This window comes from Ignavibacteriota bacterium (assembly GCA_013285405.1).
Lineage (GTDB): Bacteria > Bacteroidota > Ignavibacteria > Ignavibacteriales > Ignavibacteriaceae > IGN2.
Genome location: CP053446.1, coordinates 1,771,216 through 1,792,220, shown reverse-complemented (window position 1 = coordinate 1,792,220; position 21,005 = coordinate 1,771,216). Strand labels below are relative to the sequence as shown.

Sequence of the window (21,005 nt, the reverse complement as noted above, 5' to 3'; positions counted from 1 at the left end):
GCGAAGTGAAACGAAGCCCGATCGGTGTCTTTGACTCAGGTATTGGCGGACTAACAGTTGTTAAAAGGCTTTCCTCAACTCTGCCAAACGAAAGTATAATTTATTTCGGTGATACTGCGCGTGTTCCTTATGGTTCAAAGTCAAATTCAACGGTGATCGAATATTCAATCCAGGACACAAAATTCCTGCTGCAAAAAAATATTAAAGCACTTGTGGTCGCTTGCAATACAGCTTCATCAATAGCAATTCCAGATCTGAAAAAAAAGTTCGACATTCCTATTATCGGTATGATTGAACCCGGTTCGAGACTGGCGTTAAAGAAAAGTCAAAGTAAAAAAATCGGAGTGATCGGAACAAGAGCAACTGTCAGCAACCTTGCTTATTCAAAAGAAATTAAAAAGATAAATAGTTCTGCACAGGTTATTGAAAAACCTTGTCCGCTATTTGTACCACTTGCAGAAGAAGGCTGGATAAATCACAAAGCAACGTACGAAGTTGCTGAGGAATATTTGAAAGAACTACGCGAAGAGAAAATCGATACGTTAGTTCTTGGTTGTACGCATTATCCAATATTATCTGAAGTCATCCGGAAAGTTATCGGCAGCAAAGTTACTTTGATTGATTCGGGCATCGCTTCTTCTGAAGTAATTAAATCAGAACTTGAAAAACTTGATTTACTTTCTGATTCAAAGAAAACAGGAGTGCAGGAATATTACGTAAGTGATATTCCTGCAAAGTTTAAAGAAGTTGCCGAATTGTTTCTTGGAAAAGAAATAGACCACGTCCACAAAGTTGATCTGGAAATGTTGATTTCAAAGGGCTAAATCATTGGATATCTAAATCTCCCTGATCTCGCCCTCAAAAATTTTCTTCAGGATTTTTCTATCACTGGTTTTAGCTAAAGCAAGCATCAGCTTGATTCTCGCTTTCTGACCGTTCAGGTAATCAGTAAATATCACACCGAGATCATGTAAGTGTCTTCCTGCCCCGGGATAACTGTAAATGTAATCTGTTTCTCCGGCTGGACATCTTGATACCAGCACAACCGGAATGTTTTTTTTTATAACATATTCAATTCCTTTAAATGCAGCAGGCGGAACATTTCCAACTCCTAAAGCTTCAATGACTAGTCCATCCGCATCAGAATCAGCAGAATGTCTGAAAAACTTTTCATCCATTCCTGCATAAACCGTAAGCAGATCAACGTTTGTATTAATTTTATTTGTATTAATTGTTTCGAGAAATCTTGGTAAACGATTGTAAATCACTCTTCCTTTCTCAACAAAACCGAGTGTACCAAAATCCAGACTTTGAAAAGTTTCAAACTCATTTGAAAAAATTTTAGTTACTTCACTTGCAGCATTCACTTCACCATTCATGCAAACGAGTGTTCCCATTTCTCTTGAATTTTTACTCAGACAAACAAGTAATGAATCAATCAAATTTTTCGGTCCATCCCAATTTTGTTCCGAACTATTCCTCATCGAGCCTGTGAATACAATTGGTATTTCTGTTTTGATTGTTAGATCAATTAGGTAAGCAGTTTCTTCAAGAGTATCTGTTCCATGTGTTATTATTATCCCATCATATTTTTTATCAGTAAGCCGTTTCCTCAATTGCTTTGATAATTCCATCATAATTTCAGGAGTAACATGAGGACCAGGATATTTCCCGAAATCATAAAAAGAAATATCTGCGATCTTCTTGGCTTCCGGAATCTTTTTCAGAAGTTCCGCTCCGGAATATTTTGGCACGGCACCACCTGACTTCTTTTTATCAATCTTCATCGAAAAAGTGCCGCCGGTAAATACGATGAGAATACTTTTTTTATCAGACATAGATTTAAAATTATCGTTTGAAAATAGTGATCAAAATTAAGCTAATTTTTCTAAAAACTCATTTTAGTGTCGTCACACAGACAATGGTTGACTCTGATTTAACTTGAAGGTGACCTCAGGTTAGATTAAGTTTAAAATAAAAAAATGAGGTTACTATGTTAATGGTAGAAGATGTTGACTTAACGCCAAACCCGCATGCATTAAAGTTTATATTAAACCAAAAACTACTTAATTACGAAACGCGGCAATATCATGATAAGGAATCAGCTAAAGATGATCCGTTTGCTTCTGGAATTTTTCAGCTAGATGGAGTTGTTTCAGTTTTCTATATGGATAAGTTTGTAACTATTGAAAAATCACCTGAATCTAATTGGGGACAAATTCAGAGACCATTCATTGAATTCTTAAAAGCATTTGATGCGAATTTGATACCTGCAGAAACAGTAAAAGCACCAACTGCCGAGGAAGAGAACGAGCTGCTAAAAAGAATTAATTATCTGCTTGATCAAAAAGTACGACCAGCGCTTGCAGGTGATGGCGGTGGTTTGCAGGTTTTAGGAATTGATGGCTTCACTGTAAAAATAAGATATCAGGGTGCTTGCGGAAGTTGTCCAAGTTCAATCTCTGGGACGCTGATAGCAATCGAGGGATTATTGAGAAGAGACGTTAATCCTTCAATCCAGGTAATTGCTGCTTAAATAAAAATTTTTATTTTTCAAGGGAAGAAATCCGTTATTGTTTCTTCCCTTTTTTTATCTACCCAAAACAATAATGACAAATCAGATATATTATGCTTCAGATATAATTAATGGAATCACGCTCGATGTTATTGTTTCTGAAAAAGGAATTCGGGAAATTCTAATAAACAAAAAACCGGAATCAGATACTCTTACCAGAGCAACACAGGTCGCACCGGAAGAACAAAGTATGAAAAAGATTTTCCGTCAGTTAAAAGAATACTTTAACAGAGAAAGAAGAGAGTTTGAATTATCTCTAGAAATTATCGGTACAGATTTTCAGAAAAAAGTATGGGATGAATTAACAAAAATTCCTTATGGAGAAACTATAAGTTACGGTGAATTAGCAGTCCGTTTGGGAGATAAGAATAAGATGCGAGCCGTCGCAGCGGCAAATGGTGCAAACCCAATCCCGGTTATTATTCCTTGTCATCGAGTTATTGGTGCTGATGGGAGTCTTACTGGCTATGGAGGGGGTCTCGATGTAAAGAAAAAGCTGCTTGAACTAGAAGGACGTTGGACAATGGATTTATTTATTCCATCTTAATTATTCCGAGAATAAAAAACGCGATAGAATACCCATCGCGTCAAATCTATTACTTAATTAATATATACAGTTCTACTTTACATCAGCAATTTTATTCAAATCCTCGATTTGAACGAACTTTTCATTGAATTTATAATTTCCACCTGCTGTTTTCATCGATTTAATGAACTTTACAGTAATAAAATCACTTTTTTTCTTCTTTTTTAACTTATCCGAAAATGATTGTTGTTTTGCCATATCAACTCCTATAATTTGAGGCGCAAATATATCAAATCCAACCTCAAAAAAAAACAATTTACTACTAATGCGTAATTAAATGTGTAAGATTGAAACCTATTAATTAATGTATCATCTAATTTCTTCGAATTCAAACGATTTTAACGTGATATGAAAATTCGTTGTTTATTATTTGTTAATTGTTTAGGTTTCAAAATAAATTTTTTGTAATTAAATGTTTTTATTAGCAATTATAGTTATCCTCTCTTACCTGATCGGCTCGATTCCGAACAGTATTATTATTAGCAAAGCAGTTAGTGGTATTGATATCCGTAAACACGGCAGCGGTAATGCTGGAGGAACAAATGTGTTACGCGTACTCGGCTGGAAGTACGGATTGATTGTTATTTTCCTTGATGCATTGAAAGGTGCTATTGCTGTTGTTTTAATTGCCAGATTATTTTATGGTCCACTCCCTTTTGAAAACGTTTCGCCTTTTGATGATTTTACATTAATTCAGATTATTGCTGGTATGTCTGCTGTAATTGGTCATATCTGGACAGTCTTTGCCGGATTTAAAGGAGGAAAGGGAATTGCTACTGCACTTGGTATGTTATTAACTTTAATCACAGTTGATATGCTGATTGCCGTTGGTGTATTTACTCTGGTCGTTTTAATTTCACGTTATGTTTCGTTAGGATCTATTATTGCTGCCATAAGTGTTCCGGCAACATTATTTATCAGAGAAAATTTATTTCATGTAGATATCCCGGGATATAGCACTTTATTCCCGTTTATTTTAGGAATTACAGCTTTAGTTATTTTCACTCACAGAAAAAACCTGATCAGATTACTTCGCGGGAATGAAAATAAAATAAGCTTTCGAAAGAAAAATAAAATCAGTTAAATGAAAATTTCGGTTCTCGGCGCTGGAGGCTGGGGAACTACCCTCGCAATTTTACTTTACTACAACGGTCACAACGTAACTCTATGGGAATACAAAAAAAGTTACGCACGTGATTTATTAAAGAAAAGAGTTAACACACATTACCTTCCCGGTATAAAAATTCCAAAAGAGATTTCAATTACTCATTCAATTGAAGATTCATCGGATGATAAAAATCTTATAGTGCTTGCTGTTCCGTCACAGTTTTTGCGGGATGTGGTAAAAAAAATTAATTACAGACAGATTGAAGATGCAATACTTGTCAGCGTTTCGAAGGGAATCGAGAAAAAAACTTTGATGACTATGTCACAGATGCTTAAAGATGTTTTTCCTCATATAAATAAAAATCAAATTGGTGTTATTTCTGGTCCAAGTCACGCTGAAGAAGTAAGTCAAAGAATACCAACAGCAGTAGTTGCAGCCTCATCAGATATAGAAACTGCAAAGACAATTCAAGCAGCTTTTATGACTTCTTATTTCAGAGTTTATGCTTCTACAGATATACTTGGTGTTGAACTTGGTGGTGCTTTTAAGAATATAATTGCAATCGGTGCAGGAATAATTGATGGGGCAAACTTTGGTGATAATACTAAAGCTGCAATAATGACAAGAGGTGTTGCAGAAATCTCGCGACTTGGTTTGGCTATGGGCGCAAGACCGGAAACTTTTGCTGGGCTTTCAGGAATAGGTGATCTGATAGTTACTTGCATGAGCAAACATAGCAGAAACAGATTTGTCGGTGAACAAATTGGTAAAGGAAAAAAACTTAAACAAATATTGAAATCAATGGAACAGGTTGCTGAGGGCGTAGAAACTACACGTTCAGCAAAACAATTAGCAGTTAAAAAAGGAATTGAAACCCCGATAACTAATGAAGTCTATAAAATTCTCTTCGAAGATAAAGATCCGGTGAAAGCTACTACCGATTTAATGACACGGGATATGAAAACTGAGTAACGCAGAATTTTTCTATTTCATTATTCCCTGTCTGAACAATTCAAAAGACAAAAACCAATCAATTTCAGAATTATATTTGTCGTCATTAGTTAAATAATCGTGTAACATCTTTTCGATTTTGTTTCGATCATAGTACTCATAGTTTCTTACATCCGCAGAAACTACTATGTCACCGATAAATTCTTTCAATGATTTATGAAACTCAACTTGATCTCTGCTTTGAAAAGACAAGCCAAGTTTACTTTTTATTCTTGAATGCAGGCGTGCACTCAAAAAGGATGAGTTAAACGGATGTGTAATGTTTCCTTTAACAAGCTGGTGTTTTGTCAGTTGAATTGAATTTCGTCTGATTAATTGCTTAAATAATTTTCCATTTCTTTTATCCGATTCATTTAAACCAAATAATAAATTTAAAATGTCTTTTTGTACAAGCGGCATAAAAGAAACTGCATACTGATCTATGCGGACTTGTTCGGGAGAATAGTAATTCGTTAGTCTTGATCTGATTGAAAAAAGATCAATCCATTTTTCAGAACCAATTTGATTTGCATCGGGCAAAGAATTAAACAAATTATTTAGCTGATTGAAAAGTCCTGATTCCATTTCAATTAAAGTTTCTGCCGAAAAAATATCCGCCCGATAATATCTTAAAAATGCAGAAACTGTTTTTGAATCTTTTTTTGATAAAGCATTTTTTCCAAAAAACAATAATCTGTTGGCAAAAGCTCTGCGCCAGATTTCTCCGAATCCGCCGTCTATTATAACCGAACTTTCATTAGTTATTCTGTCATAATATCTTAAATTTAAAATTGAACTTACCGGGTTGGTCACAATTGATTGAACAGAATATGCTTTTACCAATTTTGCTAAATTATCTTTTGATGGTATCTCATCATTAATAATTTTGTTCCTATATCCAACACTTTTTAATAAAGCAGATGCTGCTTTTGAATCAGGATGATCAGGATCACCAAAGGTATGAGTTTCCCAGCGATTAAAATCTAAATTCACTAAATAGGAAAGTAGTAACCTTGAATCGAGCCCACCGGATAAGCTCAATAAAATTCTTCTATCTTTAATCTTAAGTAATTGTCTAAGAACTGCCTCAAAAACTTCTCTGTTTCCGGGCATTTCAAAATTTGGCTGCCAATCGTTCGGTTCTATAGATATAGAATTTCCTTTTAGAGTTGCATTTGAACATACAAGTCGTTTTACTTTTTTGATTATACTATTACGTGAAATCTGATTCTGAAGCAGCCACCTTGAACCAAATTCTTCCAAATCAATTGAAGGTTTCATAAAATATTTAATCCAATCAATTCTTGTTGAAAAACCAAATCCATTTTGCAGCTGCACAATATAAATATCACGCAATCCAAGTTCATCCGTAAAGAATTTTATTTCATTATTATAATACTTAATCGCAACGAAGTGTCCATTGACTGAACTGAGACAAATTTGATCAGAATTTAATTTTGAGTCCCACACTGTATTATTAAGAATCCTGAAACCATCATTTTCGGATTCAAGACCAACTCCTGCAACGGCCCAGAAGCTCTCGGGAGAATTTGATTTAAAGAAACTTGTTTTGGTATTACCACCGGAGAACAAAACCAGATTTGGGTTTTTAAATTGATAAAGAGGAATATCAGGAGAAGTAATTTCCAGCCGATCAGTATTTCCAAAATATCCGAATAGCCAGCTCATTACTAAAAGTTAAAGTTATTACTGTATTGACAACAACCTAAAAAGCATTTTTGTGGAGTATCGAATAACAAATATTGAACAAAGAATTTTAAAGTTTTGTACGCAAGTTTCACTATTACATCCTCGATATTCATTATTGAAAAAGTTTAGGAAAAATTAGAGCTCATTATCATTCGGTAACTCTTCCGCCCGGCAAAGAGATACCTTTAATCTTTCTGAAAAGTGAAACTGCAAATGAATCAGTCATCCCCGAAACGAAATCAATTATTCTTATAAGACGTTGGTAAAGTTCGTTTGGAATGTCATCACTAATTCTCTTTGGTAACAGCGCAAAAACAGATTTATTTTTTGCTGAGATTTTCTTTTCGTAGGCTTCGTTGTATGAATCAATAAAAGTATCCAGCAAGCCACCAAGCACCTCATAACCGGCAACTTCCCTTTCAACAACACTGCGCGACTTATAAATCCTGGTAACCGAAATATCTTTTATTCGCTTAAGTGCATTGGCACGTTTTATTTCACTGATTAGTTCATTTTCAAACTTCCCTGCCAAAATATTTTTTTCCTCATCCAGAAACACCCTTGCGAGTTCATTAACCAGTTCGTTAATTGCAATTGCCCGTAAGTATCCTATCCTGTCTTTTTCATCTTTATCCCGATAATTTCTCAATCCTTGTTTAGAGATTAATGGTATCAGCAATTCCTCAGTTTCTCTAAACGAAATCAGACCAAGCATGAATCCATCTTCGAGATCCATTACACTGTAGCAGATGTCGTCAGCAGCTTCAACAAGAAACGTAAGCGGATGACGGCGCCACCAGTAAGTTTTTTTATTCACCACAAAATCAAGTCCTGTTTTATCAGCAACTTCTTTAAAAATTTCTTTTTCAGCCTGAAAGAATCCATACTTGCGATAAGCTTTATTTTGTAATGATCTGTTTTGATTATTTATGAGAGACTCTCTCGGATATTTTGTAACTGCGGCAAGAGTTGAGTAAGTAAGATTTAATCCACCTTTAACTTTTGGATTCTGAAGTTTTGTAATAATTCTGAAACCCTGAGCGTTTCCTTCATACTTAATAAAATCGGTCCATTTCTTCTCATCTTTAATTTTTGATTTAAACTGTTGTCCGTTACCACTTCTGAAATATTCGGCAATTGCATCTTCACCTGAATGACCGAACGGCGGATTTCCGATATCGTGTGCAAGACAAGCTGCAGCGACTATTTCGCCGAAATGAAATTTTGTAAACCTGCTATTTAAAGATGGATTTCGTTTGACTACTGTTTCACCAACAAGATTACCCAAAGATCTTCCGACACAGGAAACTTCCAGACTGTGAGTTAATCTTGTATGAACAAAATCACTTTCTGGCAGCGGAAAGACTTGAGTTTTATCCTGCAGCCGTCTGAATGCAGGTGAAAACACAACTCTGTCAAAATCTTTTTGAAATTCACTTCTTCCATCGGATGAATTTTTCTTTGCCTGGATTTTTTCCCCAAGTCTCGAATCAGTTAAAAGTTTTTCCCATTCCAAATTTTATTTCTTTCATTAATTACTTTTCTAAAATTAAAGATAATTTACCAGAAAGACTTAAATAGGTTTTTTGAGTTTAGCTGCCCGTTAGATTATTTTTCTATTGATGAATTCTTTTTCAAAAAACGCTCTTGATGATTCCGTGCAATATTTGAAATCGGTTGGACCTAAAAGAGCCGAATCCTTTTCAAAGATCGGAATAAACACAATTAGTGATTTACTATTCTACTTCCCTTCCCGTCATCTCGACAGGACAACAGTTCTGACTGCTGCAAAAGCTTACGGATATTTAATGAACGGTTACGATGGTGAACTTACTGTTATCGGAAAAGTTTTTGATAAAGAGAAAAAAAGATTTGGCAGAAGAGAAATTCTTAAAGTTCAATTCAGGGATGAATCAGGTTTTTTTGAGTGTGTCTGGTTCCAGGGAACAAAATATTTTTACTCTGTTTTTAATGAAGGAGATATGTTCGCGGTTTCTTCTAAACCTGATAAATCAAAATATGGAGCTCTGCAATTCATTCATCCTGATTTTGACAGGATAAGTGAAGAGGAAAAAAATTTTCTTCATACGGGTAAGATCATCCCATTTTACAGAATTCCAAAAGAACTAAAGTCAGGTAATATCGGCGATCTGAGCTTAAGAAGAATAATAAGTTTTGCAGTCGATAACTATGCGGACTTTGTTGAAGAAACTCTTACTGAAGAAATTATTAATCAAAACAGATTAATTCTGCTCAAGGAAGCAATTCGAAACTACCATTTCCCGGAGTCAACTGACAAATTAAATTCCGCTAAAAGAAGATTTAAGTTTGAAGAATTGTTCTATCTAGAATTACTGGTTGCATTGAGAAAACAAAATTACCAGAGTAAGTTAATTGGCAACAAGTTAGTCATCAGAACTGATCTTGTCCGGAATTTTTTAAAAACACTTCCGTTTGAACTAACCAAAGCCCAATTAAAAGTTTTGGGAGAAATAAAGAGCGATCTTCTTTCTGAAAAGCCAATGAACCGGCTGCTTCAGGGAGATGTTGGCAGTGGAAAAACAATTGTTTCGTTAATCGCTATGCTGATTGCAGTTGATAATGGATTTCAGGCAGCGATAATGGCGCCGACCGAGATCTTGGCTGATCAGCATGCAAAAAATATTTCTGTGATGATGAAACGGCTCTGCGAACAATTTCCTGAAAGAGAAATAAAAACCTCACTGCTTCTTGGAGGTCAGAAGAAATCTGAAAGAGATAAACGACTTCAGGAAATTGAACTGCAGGAGACAGACATTATTATTGGAACTCACGCTCTTTTCGAAGAGAAAGTTTATTATAAAAATCTTGGTTTAGTAGTTATTGATGAGCAACACCGGTTTGGAGTCCGACAGCGGGCTAAACTTCAAACTAAAGGAAAAACTCCGGAAGTTTTGGTTATGAGCGCAACTCCCATTCCAAGAACAATATCTATGACAATTTATGGAGATCTTGATATTTCTGTAATTGACGAAATGCCAAAGAATAGAAAACCAATTAAAACCGTACTAAGAGGAGAAAGTAAGCTGCCGGAGATATACAAGTTTATCATTGATAAAAAGAAAGATGGATACCAGACCTTTATAGTTTATCCATTAGTTGAAGATTCAGATAAGCTTGAACTTAAAGCTGCTGAATCTTATTACGAGGAATTAAGCCAGACACATTTAAAAAATCTTAGACTTGGATTGATTCACGGAAGAATGTCCTGGCAGGAAAAAGAAGAGAAGATGCTGCTCTTCTTAAAAAAACAATTTGATGTTTTGGTTTCGACAACTGTCATTGAAGTTGGTATAGACATTCCTGATGCTAACATAATTCTGATAAACGATGCGCATCGCTTCGGACTCTCACAGCTTCATCAATTAAGAGGAAGGGTCGGAAGAAGTGATAAGCAGGCGTTCTGTATTCTCGTAACGAAGGATGAAATTGTACAGTATAATATACAACAGCGGCTTGATCTTGATTACATTTCAAGTTCAATGATAGAAAAATATAAGTCAGCTATCAGGCTCCAAACAATGTTAAAGACAAACAACGGATTTGAAATTGCTGAGGCAGACTTAAAGTTGCGCGGACCAGGTGATATCTTCAGCACAAAACAAAGCGGCTTTCCTGATTTAAAATATGCTGATATTATTCAGGATGCAGAGTTGATCAGCTTAACAAAGCAAATCGCATTTAACCTTATAAATAAAGACCCATCTATTGATTCACCAAACAACAACATCATCAGGAAAAATCTTATCAGACATTATTCAGAGAATCTTAAGTACGCGAAGATTGCGTAAAATATTTTTCCCGGTGATTAAAATATTTTTAAATTTTGATCGAAGTCTGACAATAAATTTTATCAGGTAGTTACAAAAAATGTTTTGAGAAAAGATGATCACTCATCAAAAATTTTTTCTTTGCGTTGTCTGTTCATGAAATTTTTCCATGAAAACTTTTTTAAAAATATTTTTTAAAACATGTTGACAAATTCTTTATAAAGATTATATTTGGAGCGACAAGAAGAAAAAAATTTTCAAGGAGAAATTATTTTATCACCAAGGTTTAATGTACGTTTAGATGTTGCCATAACATTCAACGTAAAACCGGAAAGTGAAACTTTCCTCGATGAAGTGCCTCCTGTTCAAAATTCTCCTCATCATGAATTACAACCGGCTGTTGATACTTATGCAGAATGGGATACATGGGAAACTGTAAATGCTGTTAAAGATGCTATCGCTGAGATACATAACGTAACTTTAGTTGAAGCCAATAATGATGCATACTTAAAACTTAAAGAACTTAAACCAGATATCGTTTTCAATTTTGCAGAGGGACTGGTTGGAGTTAACCGTGAATCACATATGCCTGCGATACTTGAGATGCTTCAGATTCCTTACTCTGGTTCAGATGCTTTAACGCTTGGGATTTGTCTTGATAAATCACGCGCAAAGGAAATTCTGACATACCACAATATTCCGAATGCAAAGTTCCTCGTTGCACACCGGGCAGAAGATATAAAAAACGTTCGTTTCGATTTTCCATTAATAGTAAAACCAATATCTGAAGGATCCAGTAAAGGAATTTTTTCTTCATCTTTAGTTAAAAACACCAAAGAACTGGAAGATGAAATTACACGGATACTTAATTCTTACAATCAGCCTGCATTAATTGAAGAGTTCCTTTCGGGGAGAGAATTCACAGTTGCAATTCTTGGAAACGGAGACGACGCTCAAATTCTTCCTATAATAGAAATACGATATGAAGACTTCCCTCAGGATGTAGTTCCACTCTATTCTTATGAAGCAAAATGGATACTGGACACTAAAGAAAATAATTTCGATGTTTTTGAATGCCCGGCTAAACTCGACAAACAACTGGAAGAAAAAATAAAAAACACTGTTCTGCGTACTTATAATGTATTAAAATGTAAGGACTGGAGCAGAATAGATGTTCGTCTCGACAAACACGGGGTTCCGAATATAATCGAAATAAACCCGCTGCCTGGAATAATGCCTGACCCAAATGAAAACTCAAGTTTCCCAAAAGCTGCAAGAGCTGCAGGAATGAATTATAATCAATTAATACAAAGTGCTTTATACCATGCTGCGAAAAGGTACAATCTGGTATGAAAGAGAACTCAAAAATATTAATATGCTACAACTCACCGGTAAGTGTGTTCTCAGTTTACAATGGCAAGAAAAACGACGAGTCTGCAAAAGCTAATGATCTTTCGGAAAATAATTTCGTTAATGAACTGAAAAAAGTTGAGCTCTCTTTATCAAAATATTTTAGCGAAGTGAAATCACTTGCTGTAGATAAAAATGTGCAGAAAGTGATTAATAATTTAAACGCTTTCAACCCTGATGTTATTTATAACTTTGTTGAATCAGTTGAGGGTATATCTGCTTATGAATCCTATATGGCCGGGTTGTTTGAACTTCTTGGTTATGAAATTACAGGATGTTCACCAATCACTCTCGGAAACTGTTTGAACAAAGCAAGAACAAAAGCAATACTGAAATCCAGAGATATCTTGACACCTGAATTCAGAACTTTAAAAAAGACAAAAAGATTTACTGAAAAAGAAATAAAATTAGATTATCCATTAATACTCAAACTTATGAATGAAGATGCCAGTATCGGTATTTCTGAATTCTCAGTGGTAAAAAATTACTCTGAACTACGAAAACAATTCTCATTCCTGGCAGAAACTTATAACCAGGATGTGATACTTGAGGAATATATTCAGGGAAGAGAACTAAATGTTGCAATTCTCGGCGGAAGATTGCTTCCCATCTCGGAGATTAGTTTTACTGGCTTGCCGGAAGAATTTCCAAGCATAGTTACTTACGATGGCAAATGGACTGAGGGAAGTGTTTATTACAATTATACAAAACCTGTTTGCCCCGCAGAACTTCCTGAGAGACTAAGAAAAAAAATTCAGGTAACAGCATTAGCATCTTATGATGCTATGAACTGCAGAGATTACGCCCGTATTGATATTCGATTAAGTAATGATGATGAGCCTTATGTTATTGAAGTAAACCCCAATCCGGATATTTCATCGGATTCAGGATTTGCGAGAGCAGCGGCTGCAGATGGAATAAGTTATGATGATTTACTTTATACAATTGCAAACTTTGCATTAATCAGAAAGAAGAAAAATGATTCGAAGGCTAAAGCCGGATGATGCAAAAGTTATAGAAGAAATTTTAAGTTCGGCACCGAATTTTAGTAGTGAAGAGATTAGTGTTGCGATGGAACTTGTAAACATCGCAGCAACTAATCCGATACAGAAGGACTATAATTTGTTCGTTTATGAGGAAGATGGCATGATTCTTGGATATCATTGCACCGGGAAGAGACCATTGACAGATGGTGTGTATGATCTCTACTGGATTGTTACAAATTCCAATTACGAGAAAAAAGGAATTGGAAAAAGACTTTTAGAACATGCAGAAAGTTTTGTTAATGAAAACAACGGCAGGTGGCTGCTGGCTGAAACATCTTCCAAGGATAGTTACTCTGCTACCAGAAATTTTTATATGCGTAATAATTACAGCATAATTTCTGAGATAAATGATTTTTATTCCAAAGGCGATGGTATGATCGTCTTTGGAAAATATTTCAATCACAAGAACAACTGAGGAACTATCATGGAACTTTGGCAGGAAATGGTAAGGGACAGTGTTCACACTGTTGACCATGTCGTGGAAAAATTTGGTATCGACCGTAAGGCTGCGGAAGATCTGGATGAATTTTTCCAGGCTCGGATTAATCCTTACTATTTAAGTCTGATCCGTTATCCCGGCGACCCAATCTGGCTTCAATGCGTTCCGGCAAAAGTCGAACTGGAAGATATTGATGCTGAGGAAGATCCACTTCACGAGGACGAAATGAGCCCCGTTCCGAACATCACTCATCGCTATCCCGATCGTGCATTATTTCTTGTTACAAGCCAGTGCGGTATCTATTGCCGTTTCTGCACAAGGAAAAGAAAAGTTGGAGACTATGAAAAGATCTCAATGAGAGGTCTTGAGAGTGCATTCAACTATCTTGAACAACATACTGAAATAAGAGATGTTATTCTTTCCGGCGGTGATCCACTTATGCTTACTGATATAATGCTGGAAAAAATTCTCCAGCGTTTACGTGAGATCAAGCATATTGAAATTATAAGACTCGGAACAAGAATGCCTGTCGTTCTTCCTCATAGAATTACTGCAAAACTTGTTAATATGATAAAGAAGTATCATCCGGTTTATGTTAACACTCATTTTAATCATCCGTGGGAAGTAACTGAAGAAAGTTCAAGAGCTTGCACAATGCTTGCTGATGCTGGGATTCCTGTCGGAAACCAGATGGTTATTATGAAAGGCGTAAATGATGACCCTGCAGTAGTAAAAGAATTAATGCAAAAATTATTGAGAATTAGAGTTCGTCCTTATTACATGTATATGGCAGATGAAACAAAAGGTGCAAATCACTTCCGTACTTCTGTCGAAACAGGATTAAGAATTGTAGAAGCATTGCGTGGACACACAAGCGGTTTAGCAATACCTCACTTTGTAATTGATGCACCTGGAGGCGGTGGAAAAATTCCGTTGCTGCCAAATTATGTTCTGCACATGGATGAAGAAGAAATAATCTTACGCAATTTCCAAAACAAGGTTTATAGATATAAAAACTATTCCGATAAAAATAATCCTGAAGGCTTTGGCAGCAAGCCGTCAAGGTCCGGCTCTGACGGAAGAAAGAAAACCAATGGGAAGAAGAAGGTTGAAAGAAAGAAAGTTGAGGAGCCGGTACTAGAAGAGGCGTAATCCGGCTTCATTACATTACGCTATGACAGGTTGAATGGATGATTGTATGAATGTATGATGTTTTAAATGCCATCTTTGTGATGGCATTTTTATTTTAAAAGAATGTTACTCTTTTTCTTCAGAATTCAACTTATTTACACGCACGTCAATCCCCCACAAAAGCTTGTTGCGGAGTGTTTCAAAATAAGTTGTCAAAGATGTTTTAATAAGTTTTAACGGTCGATTACTTTTCTTTATTACAATTTCCATTGGCGATTGAAAACTAAATACACGCTGACCATCACAGCTAACCTGGATTTTCGTATGTGGAGATTTTGCTCTTACTTTTATAACCTGCTTGCCCGATAGAACAATCGGCCTGACTGTTAAACTGTGTGGTGAAATCGGGGATAGAGTTATTGCCTTTGCAGTTGGTGCGACAATTGGTCCACCGGTGGAAAGTGAATAACCTGTTGAGCCTGTTGGTGTAGCAACGATCAATCCATCTGCAGAGAAAGTTGTAACATATTCATCGTCAACCCAGACCGCAAGTTCAATCATCTTTGGCCAGCCGCCTTTTTCTATCACAAGATCATTTACAGCAATAAGTTCATCTGTCGCGTGTGCTGAACATACTCCGGATAACACCATACGATCTTCGATTGAATACTCCCTTTTTTTCAGAAGATCAATTGCGCTATCCATTTGAGTAACATCTGTTTCAACAAGAAAGCCAAGTTTACCAAGATTTAATCCAAGCACAGGCTTATTATATATATGTGCTTTGAATGCAGTTGCAAGCATTGTTCCGTCACCGCCAATTGATATTATCACATCGCTTTCTTTGAAGATGTCATCATCTCCGGAATTATAATTACCGTGCGAAGTAATTTTTAATTTTCCTTTGGATTCAACTATGGATTTAGTAAGAAGATAATCTATCTTTTTGTTTTTAAGTTTAGATGTGAACGAAGTGACTACATCCAGAATATTCTCTTTAGTAGTATTTGCAATAATACCAATTACCATTTCCAGCTATACTTTCTCCGAAGCTTTTTCTTTCTCGCCGTCTGTTTTCTTCTCCCGAAGGGATGCTTTTGCATTGTCTTTATCTGCTTCATCAACATAGTTAAGTTTTAGATCTTTCAGCGTTTCAATTAAAAATTTTTCTTCATAATCTGAAAGATTACCTTTTGTTTTTGCCAGAAGCATATCAAGAGTATCAATATAAATTTTAGCATGTTCAAGATTACGTTCAACTTTGTCCGTAACCGGATTTTTAATTTTGCCCATCGACATCATAGCAATTTGCTGGTTCTGTATGATGAGCTGCATAAATAGAATGTTGTGATTGACTTCCATCATGAGTATTCTCCCTGTTTTAATTTACTGTTCAAACTTACAATATTTTAAGAAAATAAACTTTCTCTAAAGTTGTTGTTATTGAACTTATTTGCAACTGAGTTTTTATTTAAAGTCGAAGACATACAATTTTTCAGTTTTATCAGAAATCAGATAAAGTTTCGTTCGGGCTTTATTGAAAGTTATACCTTCCGGCTGAGCAACTTTAATTTTAAATTCTTCTAAAGGATTTCCCGAAAGATCAGTCTTAACAATCCTCTGACTCTCATCACTTAAAATCCAGAGAACTTTATCAGTTGAATCAAAATAAATTCCTGATACATCTTTTGAAAAATTTAAAGTGTCTCTTCTCTGCTCAACAAGATTTTGATCGAACGTAATTAATAGACGAGGTTTTTTCTCATTTATTACATAGAATATTTTTTTGTCAGAATCATAAGTTATTCCTTCCAGACCAGAATTAAATTCTCCGCTAAGATCAATAAACGCTCTTTTAATTTCATTTCCTGAAGTATCAATTACAACAACCTCCCGTGTTATTTCCAGAACAACTGCAAGCGTACTGTCATCTATAACTGTTATACCTTCAAGATCTTCACCATTGACTTTAAATTTTTTTAATATTTTTCCCTGGTTATCTAAAAGATAAACAGTACTGTTTTGATCGCTTACTACCCAGAAAGATTTTTCATCAGAACTGAGGTCTAATCCCGAAGGTTCAGAAACAGGGATGGATTCAGATAAAGAAAAAGTAAGCAAATTGATCGAATTTTCTTTTTTCACCTCTTTACAAAAAGTCAGGAATATGATCCCGCTAAAAAAGTATAAATAAGCCCTTTTTGACATGTAAACGCTCAAATTGTCTATTGTGTAAAATTTTCAAAGCGAATATAATCTATTATTTCCCAATTTAGTAAACCTGTTAAATAGGCATAAAAAATGTTGAATTGAACGAGCCTATCATTATTCGTGGTTGAGAAATATTATTAAAATACGACAAATTTTTTGTAAAAAAGTTATTAAGGGAGATTTTTTTCTATGATGTCAAAAATTTCAATGTTTTTTGGGATAATTATTTTATTGTGCGTCCTGATCTTTGGCTTTGTTTTCTTCGAGCCGATTTTCACTGAAGAAGTGATTGATATAAAAGTTACAAATAAAGAAGTATGGTCTGGAGAAAAGAAGAAATATTTTATTTTCTCGGAAAAGGAAGTTTTCCTGAATGAAGATAATTATTATCACAATAACAAATCCAACGCAGATGAAATTTATCGTTTATTCCAGGCTGGTAATACGTATCGTGTAAAAGTAGTGGGATTGTACATTCCTTTTCTACCACGATTCAGAAACATACTTACTATTATGGAAAAGAAAGATATAAACGTTCCGCTCCCTCAGGATTATTGATTGATTGATGATTGGATTAAAAAATCTTTTGACGATAAATCATAATAGACATAAACAATTGCCAGCCACAATAATAGAGCATTTATCTTTATTATAATCAAATAATAGAAAATACATTTTCATTATTGAGAACAACCTCCATTAACACTATTAAAGTCCATTCATTTCTTTAGAAATTCACTCTTAAAAAATAGTTTTAACTAATCTACATCAATTCGATAAAGGCACAGTATTTGTCTTTTCACCAGTGTTTTTATAATCGTTCAACTAAAACACAGGAAATCAAAAATGGCTTATTTAATAACAGATGATTGCATTGATTGTAATGCATGCGAAATTGAATGTCCAAACAATGCTATATATGCAGGCGGGGTTGCGTATGACTTGAATGGTCAGGAACATACTGCTTTACATGATACTCACACATATATTGCCTATGACAAATGCACGGAATGTGTCGGCTACTACGATGAACCACAGTGTGTCGCTGCTTGTCCAAGCGATGCGATAATTAAAGATCCGAATCATGAAGAAACCAGAGAACAACTTTTAGCAAAAAAAGAAAATTTAGGAACTATACTCAAATAATATTTTTCAGAAGGCTGTTTCAACAAACTGTTGCTACTTCCCTGCTGTTACAATGCCATTAAACTTACCTTCATAACTAGGGGTAGGGGAAAAATCGGGACCACACAAATTGGGGTGGCATTGAATTAAGGATGATGAAACAGCCTTTACTATTTTGAAATTATTTCTTCAGCTTAACTTTTGGCTTTTCTTTTTCTTCACAGTACTCTTTTATTACTCCATAAGCTTCAAACATTCCAAGTTCTCCTGCTCTGTTAAAATCTTCACACGCATTAGTCTTCATATTAATATTTGCATAACAGATACCCCTATTGTAGTATGCTGTCGCATCATTTTGGTCAAGGGAAATTATATATGTGTAATCGACGACTGCCGAAAGAAATTCGCCCATTCCAAGTTTTGCTTCCGCTCTTGAATAGTAAAGTGATACGTTGCGGGGTTCAATCAAAATTGAACTGCTATAATCTGCAATTGCATTTGCATAGTTGCCTGTTTTATAATATTCATCTCCACGATTTTTATATGCATTTATATTATTGGAATTAATCTTAACCGCTGTAGAGAAATCTTTTATAGCATTTTTTGAACTATCAAGAAATGAAAACAGCAATCCTCTGTTGATGAAGTATTTATAATTAGCAGAATCATAGCTTATAGCTATTGTGTAATCATCAATAGCCCCTGGATATTCGCCGATAGATTCTTTCGCAAATGCACGGTTGAAATAAATTGTTGAGTTAGTGGAATCCAAAACCTGAGCATAGTCAAAATCTAAAATTGCAGCATAAAAATTCTGACATGAAATCCGTGCAAGTCCCCGATTAATAAAATAGTCCGCTACATTCCTGTTTAAAACAATTGCCTTTGAATAATCTTCAATAGCCTGATGGCAGCTATCAAGCTGCATTTTTGTTTTAGCTCTGTAATAGTAAAACTCTGAATTTCCCGGCTCATCTTTTATCGCCTGACTGAAATAATCTATTGCCGTACGATACATCTGCTTTTCATAGCTTTCAACTCCTTTAGTAAACATTTCATTTTCTGCTGGCATACAAGAATAAAATAAGAATACTAACACTGCAAACACATTATAAATTTCCCGATTACGAAGTATTTGTTTTTTTAATACACATATTTGCAGCGAAGGATTTTTCATCAGTTAAAATTTAATCTTTTACTAATAAGATATAAAAACAAATTGTATTATTTTTTATCCGGATTTTTTCGAAAATGATAAATTCCTTGATCAATAAATAATTTGGGGTTCAAATGGACTTTATTTTGCTCTTAACCGGATTAGTTCAGGTTGTTCTTTCATTAATAATCGCTGTTGCTCTGGTTTATATATCCTCTAAAATTTTTCGCCGACTAATTACAGGAATAAATGAATCAGATGAACTAAAGAATAATAATGTCGCGGTTGCCATCCTTAACGGCTCAATAATTTTAGCCCTGATTCTTGTAGTGAAGAAATCTATCGAATCTGCAATAACTATTTTCAGCAATACACTTCGTAACCCGGATGCAATTTTAACTAGCTATTTTCAATCTGCGTTAATAATGATCGGTCATATCATTCTTGGTGGAATGATAGCTTTTACAACTATCTACACAGCACTTCAAATTTTTATGTGGCTGACCAAAGACCTTGATGAGTTAAAAGAGATAAAAGGAAATAACATTGCAGTTGGCATTCTGCTGGGAATTATTATTGTTTCGATGGCATTGCTTCTGCAGCCCGGAGTTGATACAATATTAAACTCGCTGATTCCGTTTCCCCCGGTCTCTTTAATCGATATAGGATAATAATTAACTGAACTTCCGGGAAGTAAATTTAAAATGAAATCAGGTTGTGTACAAAAATCTTTCTTTGGCTGTTCATTCATATTTCTCTTCTTAGCTGTAATAATAGTTATGATGTGGATTTCTTCTCAACTTCCGGAAATTAACTTTTCAACTAATGATCAATCAAAACGCGAATATCAGATTGAAGTTGATACCACAATTAATGAAAAAGTTATCAAGTCATTATTTACCTGGCAGTTTGTGGATAATTCTCTGCGAAAAAGAAGTTACAAATTATCTCTCATGCTTTTGGAAAAGGATGTAATCGAAGCGATGAAGTATGTTGAAGAGATTTCGTCAATGAGCTACAGGGAACTTGGTTTGAAAAGAGGTTATTCCGATCCTGTTATGGAATCACAAATAGTCTGGGCAGAAATCTATCGAAGAATATTTATTGATTCCAGCCCCCGGATGGAAACTGTTCTTCAGGGACTAAATAAAATATTCCTTGAAGAAAATTTTGAAATAAGAGACAAGGTATATTTCGTTATAACTTTTATTCAGAATATTAAGTATGAAAGACCCGGTGGAACACTCGATCTTTTTCCACCTCCGGGGACTCTGGCTTATAGATTTGGTGATTGCGATTCAAAAGCATTACTGCTTTATGTAATTCTGGAAAAAATAGGAGTCGACTGTGCAATGATGTGGAGCTACAAATATAAACACGCAATGCTCGGTGTTTGTATTAATTCAAGAGGTGAATACCTGATTGTTAACGGGAAAAAATATTACTTTCTTGAAACAACATATCCTCAATGGAGTATTGGAGATTTACCACCGGAATTTGGTAATACTAAGTTCTGGTTTATTTCTGAAATTGATGCGGACTTAAAGTTTTCCGCCTCTGATGAAATTAACATCAGGAAGGATGAATTAAAAAATCGTATCAAACCATCTCCGTCTGTTCCTTAGCGCAGTTTAATATTTTTAGCGACTTAGTGGTATAAACAATTGTTCATAAATTAATTTCCATTCATCAAAAAATGATTGTAAAAC

General features: G+C 35.0%; 22 protein-coding genes. 14 read left to right on the top strand and 8 right to left on the bottom strand.

Going from position 1 to position 21,005, the window contains the following annotated elements:
- Positions 1–5: 5 nt before the first annotated feature.
- Positions 6–824, top strand: coding sequence for a glutamate racemase (locus tag HND39_07740; protein QKJ97927.1), 819 nt, complete (start codon positions 6–8; stop codon positions 822–824).
- 12 nt (positions 825–836) lie between these two features.
- On the opposite strand, the gene HND39_07735 is transcribed toward HND39_07740, so the two are convergent.
- A complete protein-coding gene (locus tag HND39_07735) occupies positions 837–1,838 on the bottom strand; it encodes an asparaginase (GenBank protein QKJ96184.1) in 1,002 nt (333 codons plus the stop codon).
- A 155-nt stretch (positions 1,839–1,993) separates the two neighbouring features.
- Between HND39_07735 and HND39_07730 the strand changes: the two genes are divergently transcribed.
- Together HND39_07730 and HND39_07725 are read left to right on the top strand one after the other, a co-directional pair.
- A complete protein-coding gene (locus tag HND39_07730) occupies positions 1,994–2,536 on the top strand; it encodes a NifU family protein (GenBank protein ID QKJ96183.1) in 543 nt (180 codons plus the stop codon).
- A gap of 73 nt (positions 2,537–2,609) precedes the next feature.
- Positions 2,610–3,122 carry a methylated-DNA--[protein]-cysteine S-methyltransferase gene (locus HND39_07725; GenBank protein ID QKJ96182.1) on the top strand — a complete coding sequence of 171 codons (513 nt, stop codon included), beginning with the start codon at positions 2,610–2,612 and terminating at the stop codon, positions 3,120–3,122.
- 72 nt (positions 3,123–3,194) lie between these two features.
- Here the strand turns inward: HND39_07725 and HND39_07720 are convergent, their stop codons facing one another.
- A complete protein-coding gene (locus tag HND39_07720; protein QKJ96181.1) occupies positions 3,195–3,359 on the bottom strand; it encodes a hypothetical protein in 165 nt (54 codons plus the stop codon).
- A gap of 214 nt (positions 3,360–3,573) precedes the next feature.
- Here HND39_07720 and plsY point away from each other — a divergent pair, with 214 nt between their 5' ends.
- Both plsY and HND39_07710 read left to right on the top strand, forming a co-directional pair.
- Positions 3,574–4,245 carry a glycerol-3-phosphate 1-O-acyltransferase PlsY gene (plsY, locus tag HND39_07715; protein ID QKJ96180.1) on the top strand — a complete coding sequence of 224 codons (672 nt, stop codon included), beginning with the start codon at positions 3,574–3,576 and terminating at the stop codon, positions 4,243–4,245.
- A complete protein-coding gene (locus HND39_07710; GenBank protein ID QKJ96179.1) occupies positions 4,246–5,241 on the top strand; it encodes an NAD(P)H-dependent glycerol-3-phosphate dehydrogenase in 996 nt (331 codons plus the stop codon).
- 12 nt (positions 5,242–5,253) lie between these two features.
- Here the strand turns inward: HND39_07710 and HND39_07705 are convergent, their stop codons facing one another.
- Together HND39_07705 and HND39_07700 are read right to left on the bottom strand one after the other, a co-directional pair.
- Positions 5,254–6,948: a hypothetical protein gene (locus HND39_07705; protein QKJ96178.1), complete on the bottom strand. Its 1,695-nt coding sequence runs from the start codon at positions 6,946–6,948 to the stop codon at positions 5,254–5,256.
- A gap of 169 nt (positions 6,949–7,117) precedes the next feature.
- Entirely contained in the window at positions 7,118–8,485 is a 1,368-nt protein-coding gene (locus HND39_07700; GenBank protein QKJ96177.1) for a deoxyguanosinetriphosphate triphosphohydrolase, read from the bottom strand.
- Between the two features lie 106 nt (positions 8,486–8,591).
- Here HND39_07700 and recG point away from each other — a divergent pair, with 106 nt between their 5' ends.
- From recG to HND39_07675, 5 genes are all read left to right on the top strand, one after another.
- Positions 8,592–10,799, top strand: coding sequence for an ATP-dependent DNA helicase RecG (recG, locus tag HND39_07695; GenBank protein QKJ96176.1), 2,208 nt, complete (start codon positions 8,592–8,594; stop codon positions 10,797–10,799).
- 249 nt (positions 10,800–11,048) lie between these two features.
- The gene (locus HND39_07690; GenBank protein QKJ97926.1) at positions 11,049–12,131 is read left to right on the top strand and encodes an ATP-grasp domain-containing protein; all 1,083 of its coding nucleotides are present in this window, start codon (positions 11,049–11,051) and stop codon (positions 12,129–12,131) included.
- The gene (locus HND39_07685; protein QKJ96175.1) at positions 12,128–13,192 is read left to right on the top strand and encodes an ATP-grasp domain-containing protein; all 1,065 of its coding nucleotides are present in this window, start codon (positions 12,128–12,130) and stop codon (positions 13,190–13,192) included. The genes HND39_07690 and HND39_07685 overlap by 4 nt, the downstream gene beginning before the upstream one ends.
- Positions 13,167–13,649 (top strand): GNAT family N-acetyltransferase, encoded by a 483-nt coding sequence (locus HND39_07680; GenBank protein ID QKJ96174.1) that lies wholly within the window; start codon positions 13,167–13,169, stop codon positions 13,647–13,649. The genes HND39_07685 and HND39_07680 overlap by 26 nt, the downstream gene beginning before the upstream one ends.
- 9 nt (positions 13,650–13,658) lie before the next feature.
- Positions 13,659–14,825 carry a KamA family radical SAM protein gene (locus tag HND39_07675; GenBank protein QKJ96173.1) on the top strand — a complete coding sequence of 389 codons (1,167 nt, stop codon included), beginning with the start codon at positions 13,659–13,661 and terminating at the stop codon, positions 14,823–14,825.
- Positions 14,826–14,930: 105 nt separating this feature from the next.
- Here HND39_07675 and HND39_07670 read toward each other — a convergent pair whose 3' ends face one another.
- The 3 genes from HND39_07670 to HND39_07660 all read right to left on the bottom strand — a co-directional run bounded on the left by HND39_07670 (position 14,931) and on the right by HND39_07660 (position 16,949).
- Positions 14,931–15,833, bottom strand: coding sequence for an NAD(+)/NADH kinase (locus HND39_07670; GenBank protein QKJ96172.1), 903 nt, complete (start codon positions 15,831–15,833; stop codon positions 14,931–14,933).
- A gap of 6 nt (positions 15,834–15,839) precedes the next feature.
- The gene (locus tag HND39_07665) at positions 15,840–16,169 is read right to left on the bottom strand and encodes a DUF1844 domain-containing protein (GenBank protein QKJ96171.1); all 330 of its coding nucleotides are present in this window, start codon (positions 16,167–16,169) and stop codon (positions 15,840–15,842) included.
- 102 nt (positions 16,170–16,271) lie between these two features.
- Positions 16,272–16,949, bottom strand: a complete 678-nt coding sequence (locus tag HND39_07660; protein QKJ96170.1) for a hypothetical protein — start codon at positions 16,947–16,949, stop codon at positions 16,272–16,274.
- A 255-nt stretch (positions 16,950–17,204) separates the two neighbouring features.
- Here HND39_07660 and HND39_07655 point away from each other — a divergent pair, with 255 nt between their 5' ends.
- Together HND39_07655 and HND39_07650 are read left to right on the top strand one after the other, a co-directional pair.
- On the top strand, positions 17,205–17,573 hold the full coding sequence (locus HND39_07655; GenBank protein QKJ96169.1) for a hypothetical protein: 369 nt from the start codon (positions 17,205–17,207) through the stop codon (positions 17,571–17,573).
- A gap of 288 nt (positions 17,574–17,861) precedes the next feature.
- On the top strand, positions 17,862–18,161 hold the full coding sequence (locus HND39_07650) for a 4Fe-4S binding protein (protein QKJ96168.1): 300 nt from the start codon (positions 17,862–17,864) through the stop codon (positions 18,159–18,161).
- 160 nt (positions 18,162–18,321) lie between these two features.
- Here HND39_07650 and HND39_07645 read toward each other — a convergent pair whose 3' ends face one another.
- Complete coding sequence (locus HND39_07645; protein ID QKJ96167.1) at positions 18,322–19,194, bottom strand: tetratricopeptide repeat protein; 873 nt, start codon at positions 19,192–19,194, stop codon at positions 18,322–18,324.
- Between the two features lie 236 nt (positions 19,195–19,430).
- Here HND39_07645 and HND39_07640 point away from each other — a divergent pair, with 236 nt between their 5' ends.
- Together HND39_07640 and HND39_07635 are read left to right on the top strand one after the other, a co-directional pair.
- A complete protein-coding gene (locus tag HND39_07640) occupies positions 19,431–19,967 on the top strand; it encodes a DUF350 domain-containing protein (protein ID QKJ96166.1) in 537 nt (178 codons plus the stop codon).
- Positions 19,968–20,000: 33 nt separating this feature from the next.
- Positions 20,001–20,921, top strand: coding sequence for a hypothetical protein (locus HND39_07635; GenBank protein ID QKJ96165.1), 921 nt, complete (start codon positions 20,001–20,003; stop codon positions 20,919–20,921).
- Positions 20,922–21,005 lie beyond the last annotated feature (84 nt).

Excerpts from the sequence above, each read along its gene's own strand:
- HND39_07735 (QKJ96184.1), bottom strand. The coding sequence starts at position 1,838 with ATGTCTGATAAAAAAAGTATTCTCATCGTATTTACCGGCGGCACTTTT.
- HND39_07730 (QKJ96183.1), top strand. The coding sequence starts at position 1,994 with ATGTTAATGGTAGAAGATGTTGACTTAACGCCAAACCCGCATGCATTA.
- HND39_07725 (QKJ96182.1), top strand. The coding sequence starts at position 2,610 with ATGACAAATCAGATATATTATGCTTCAGATATAATTAATGGAATCACG.
- HND39_07720 (QKJ96181.1), bottom strand. The coding sequence starts at position 3,359 with ATGGCAAAACAACAATCATTTTCGGATAAGTTAAAAAAGAAGAAAAAA.
- plsY (QKJ96180.1), top strand. The coding sequence starts at position 3,574 with ATGTTTTTATTAGCAATTATAGTTATCCTCTCTTACCTGATCGGCTCG.
- HND39_07710 (QKJ96179.1), top strand. The coding sequence starts at position 4,246 with ATGAAAATTTCGGTTCTCGGCGCTGGAGGCTGGGGAACTACCCTCGCA.
- HND39_07705 (QKJ96178.1), bottom strand. The coding sequence starts at position 6,948 with ATGAGCTGGCTATTCGGATATTTTGGAAATACTGATCGGCTGGAAATT.
- recG (QKJ96176.1), top strand. The coding sequence starts at position 8,592 with ATGAATTCTTTTTCAAAAAACGCTCTTGATGATTCCGTGCAATATTTG.
- HND39_07685 (QKJ96175.1), top strand. The coding sequence starts at position 12,128 with ATGAAAGAGAACTCAAAAATATTAATATGCTACAACTCACCGGTAAGT.
- HND39_07680 (QKJ96174.1), top strand. The coding sequence starts at position 13,167 with ATGATTCGAAGGCTAAAGCCGGATGATGCAAAAGTTATAGAAGAAATT.
- HND39_07675 (QKJ96173.1), top strand. The coding sequence starts at position 13,659 with ATGGAACTTTGGCAGGAAATGGTAAGGGACAGTGTTCACACTGTTGAC.
- HND39_07670 (QKJ96172.1), bottom strand. The coding sequence starts at position 15,833 with ATGGTAATTGGTATTATTGCAAATACTACTAAAGAGAATATTCTGGAT.
- HND39_07665 (QKJ96171.1), bottom strand. The coding sequence starts at position 16,169 with ATGATGGAAGTCAATCACAACATTCTATTTATGCAGCTCATCATACAG.
- HND39_07655 (QKJ96169.1), top strand. The coding sequence starts at position 17,205 with ATGATGTCAAAAATTTCAATGTTTTTTGGGATAATTATTTTATTGTGC.
- HND39_07650 (QKJ96168.1), top strand. The coding sequence starts at position 17,862 with ATGGCTTATTTAATAACAGATGATTGCATTGATTGTAATGCATGCGAA.
- HND39_07645 (QKJ96167.1), bottom strand. The coding sequence starts at position 19,194 with ATGTTTACTAAAGGAGTTGAAAGCTATGAAAAGCAGATGTATCGTACG.
- HND39_07640 (QKJ96166.1), top strand. The coding sequence starts at position 19,431 with ATGGACTTTATTTTGCTCTTAACCGGATTAGTTCAGGTTGTTCTTTCA.
- HND39_07635 (QKJ96165.1), top strand. The coding sequence starts at position 20,001 with ATGAAATCAGGTTGTGTACAAAAATCTTTCTTTGGCTGTTCATTCATA.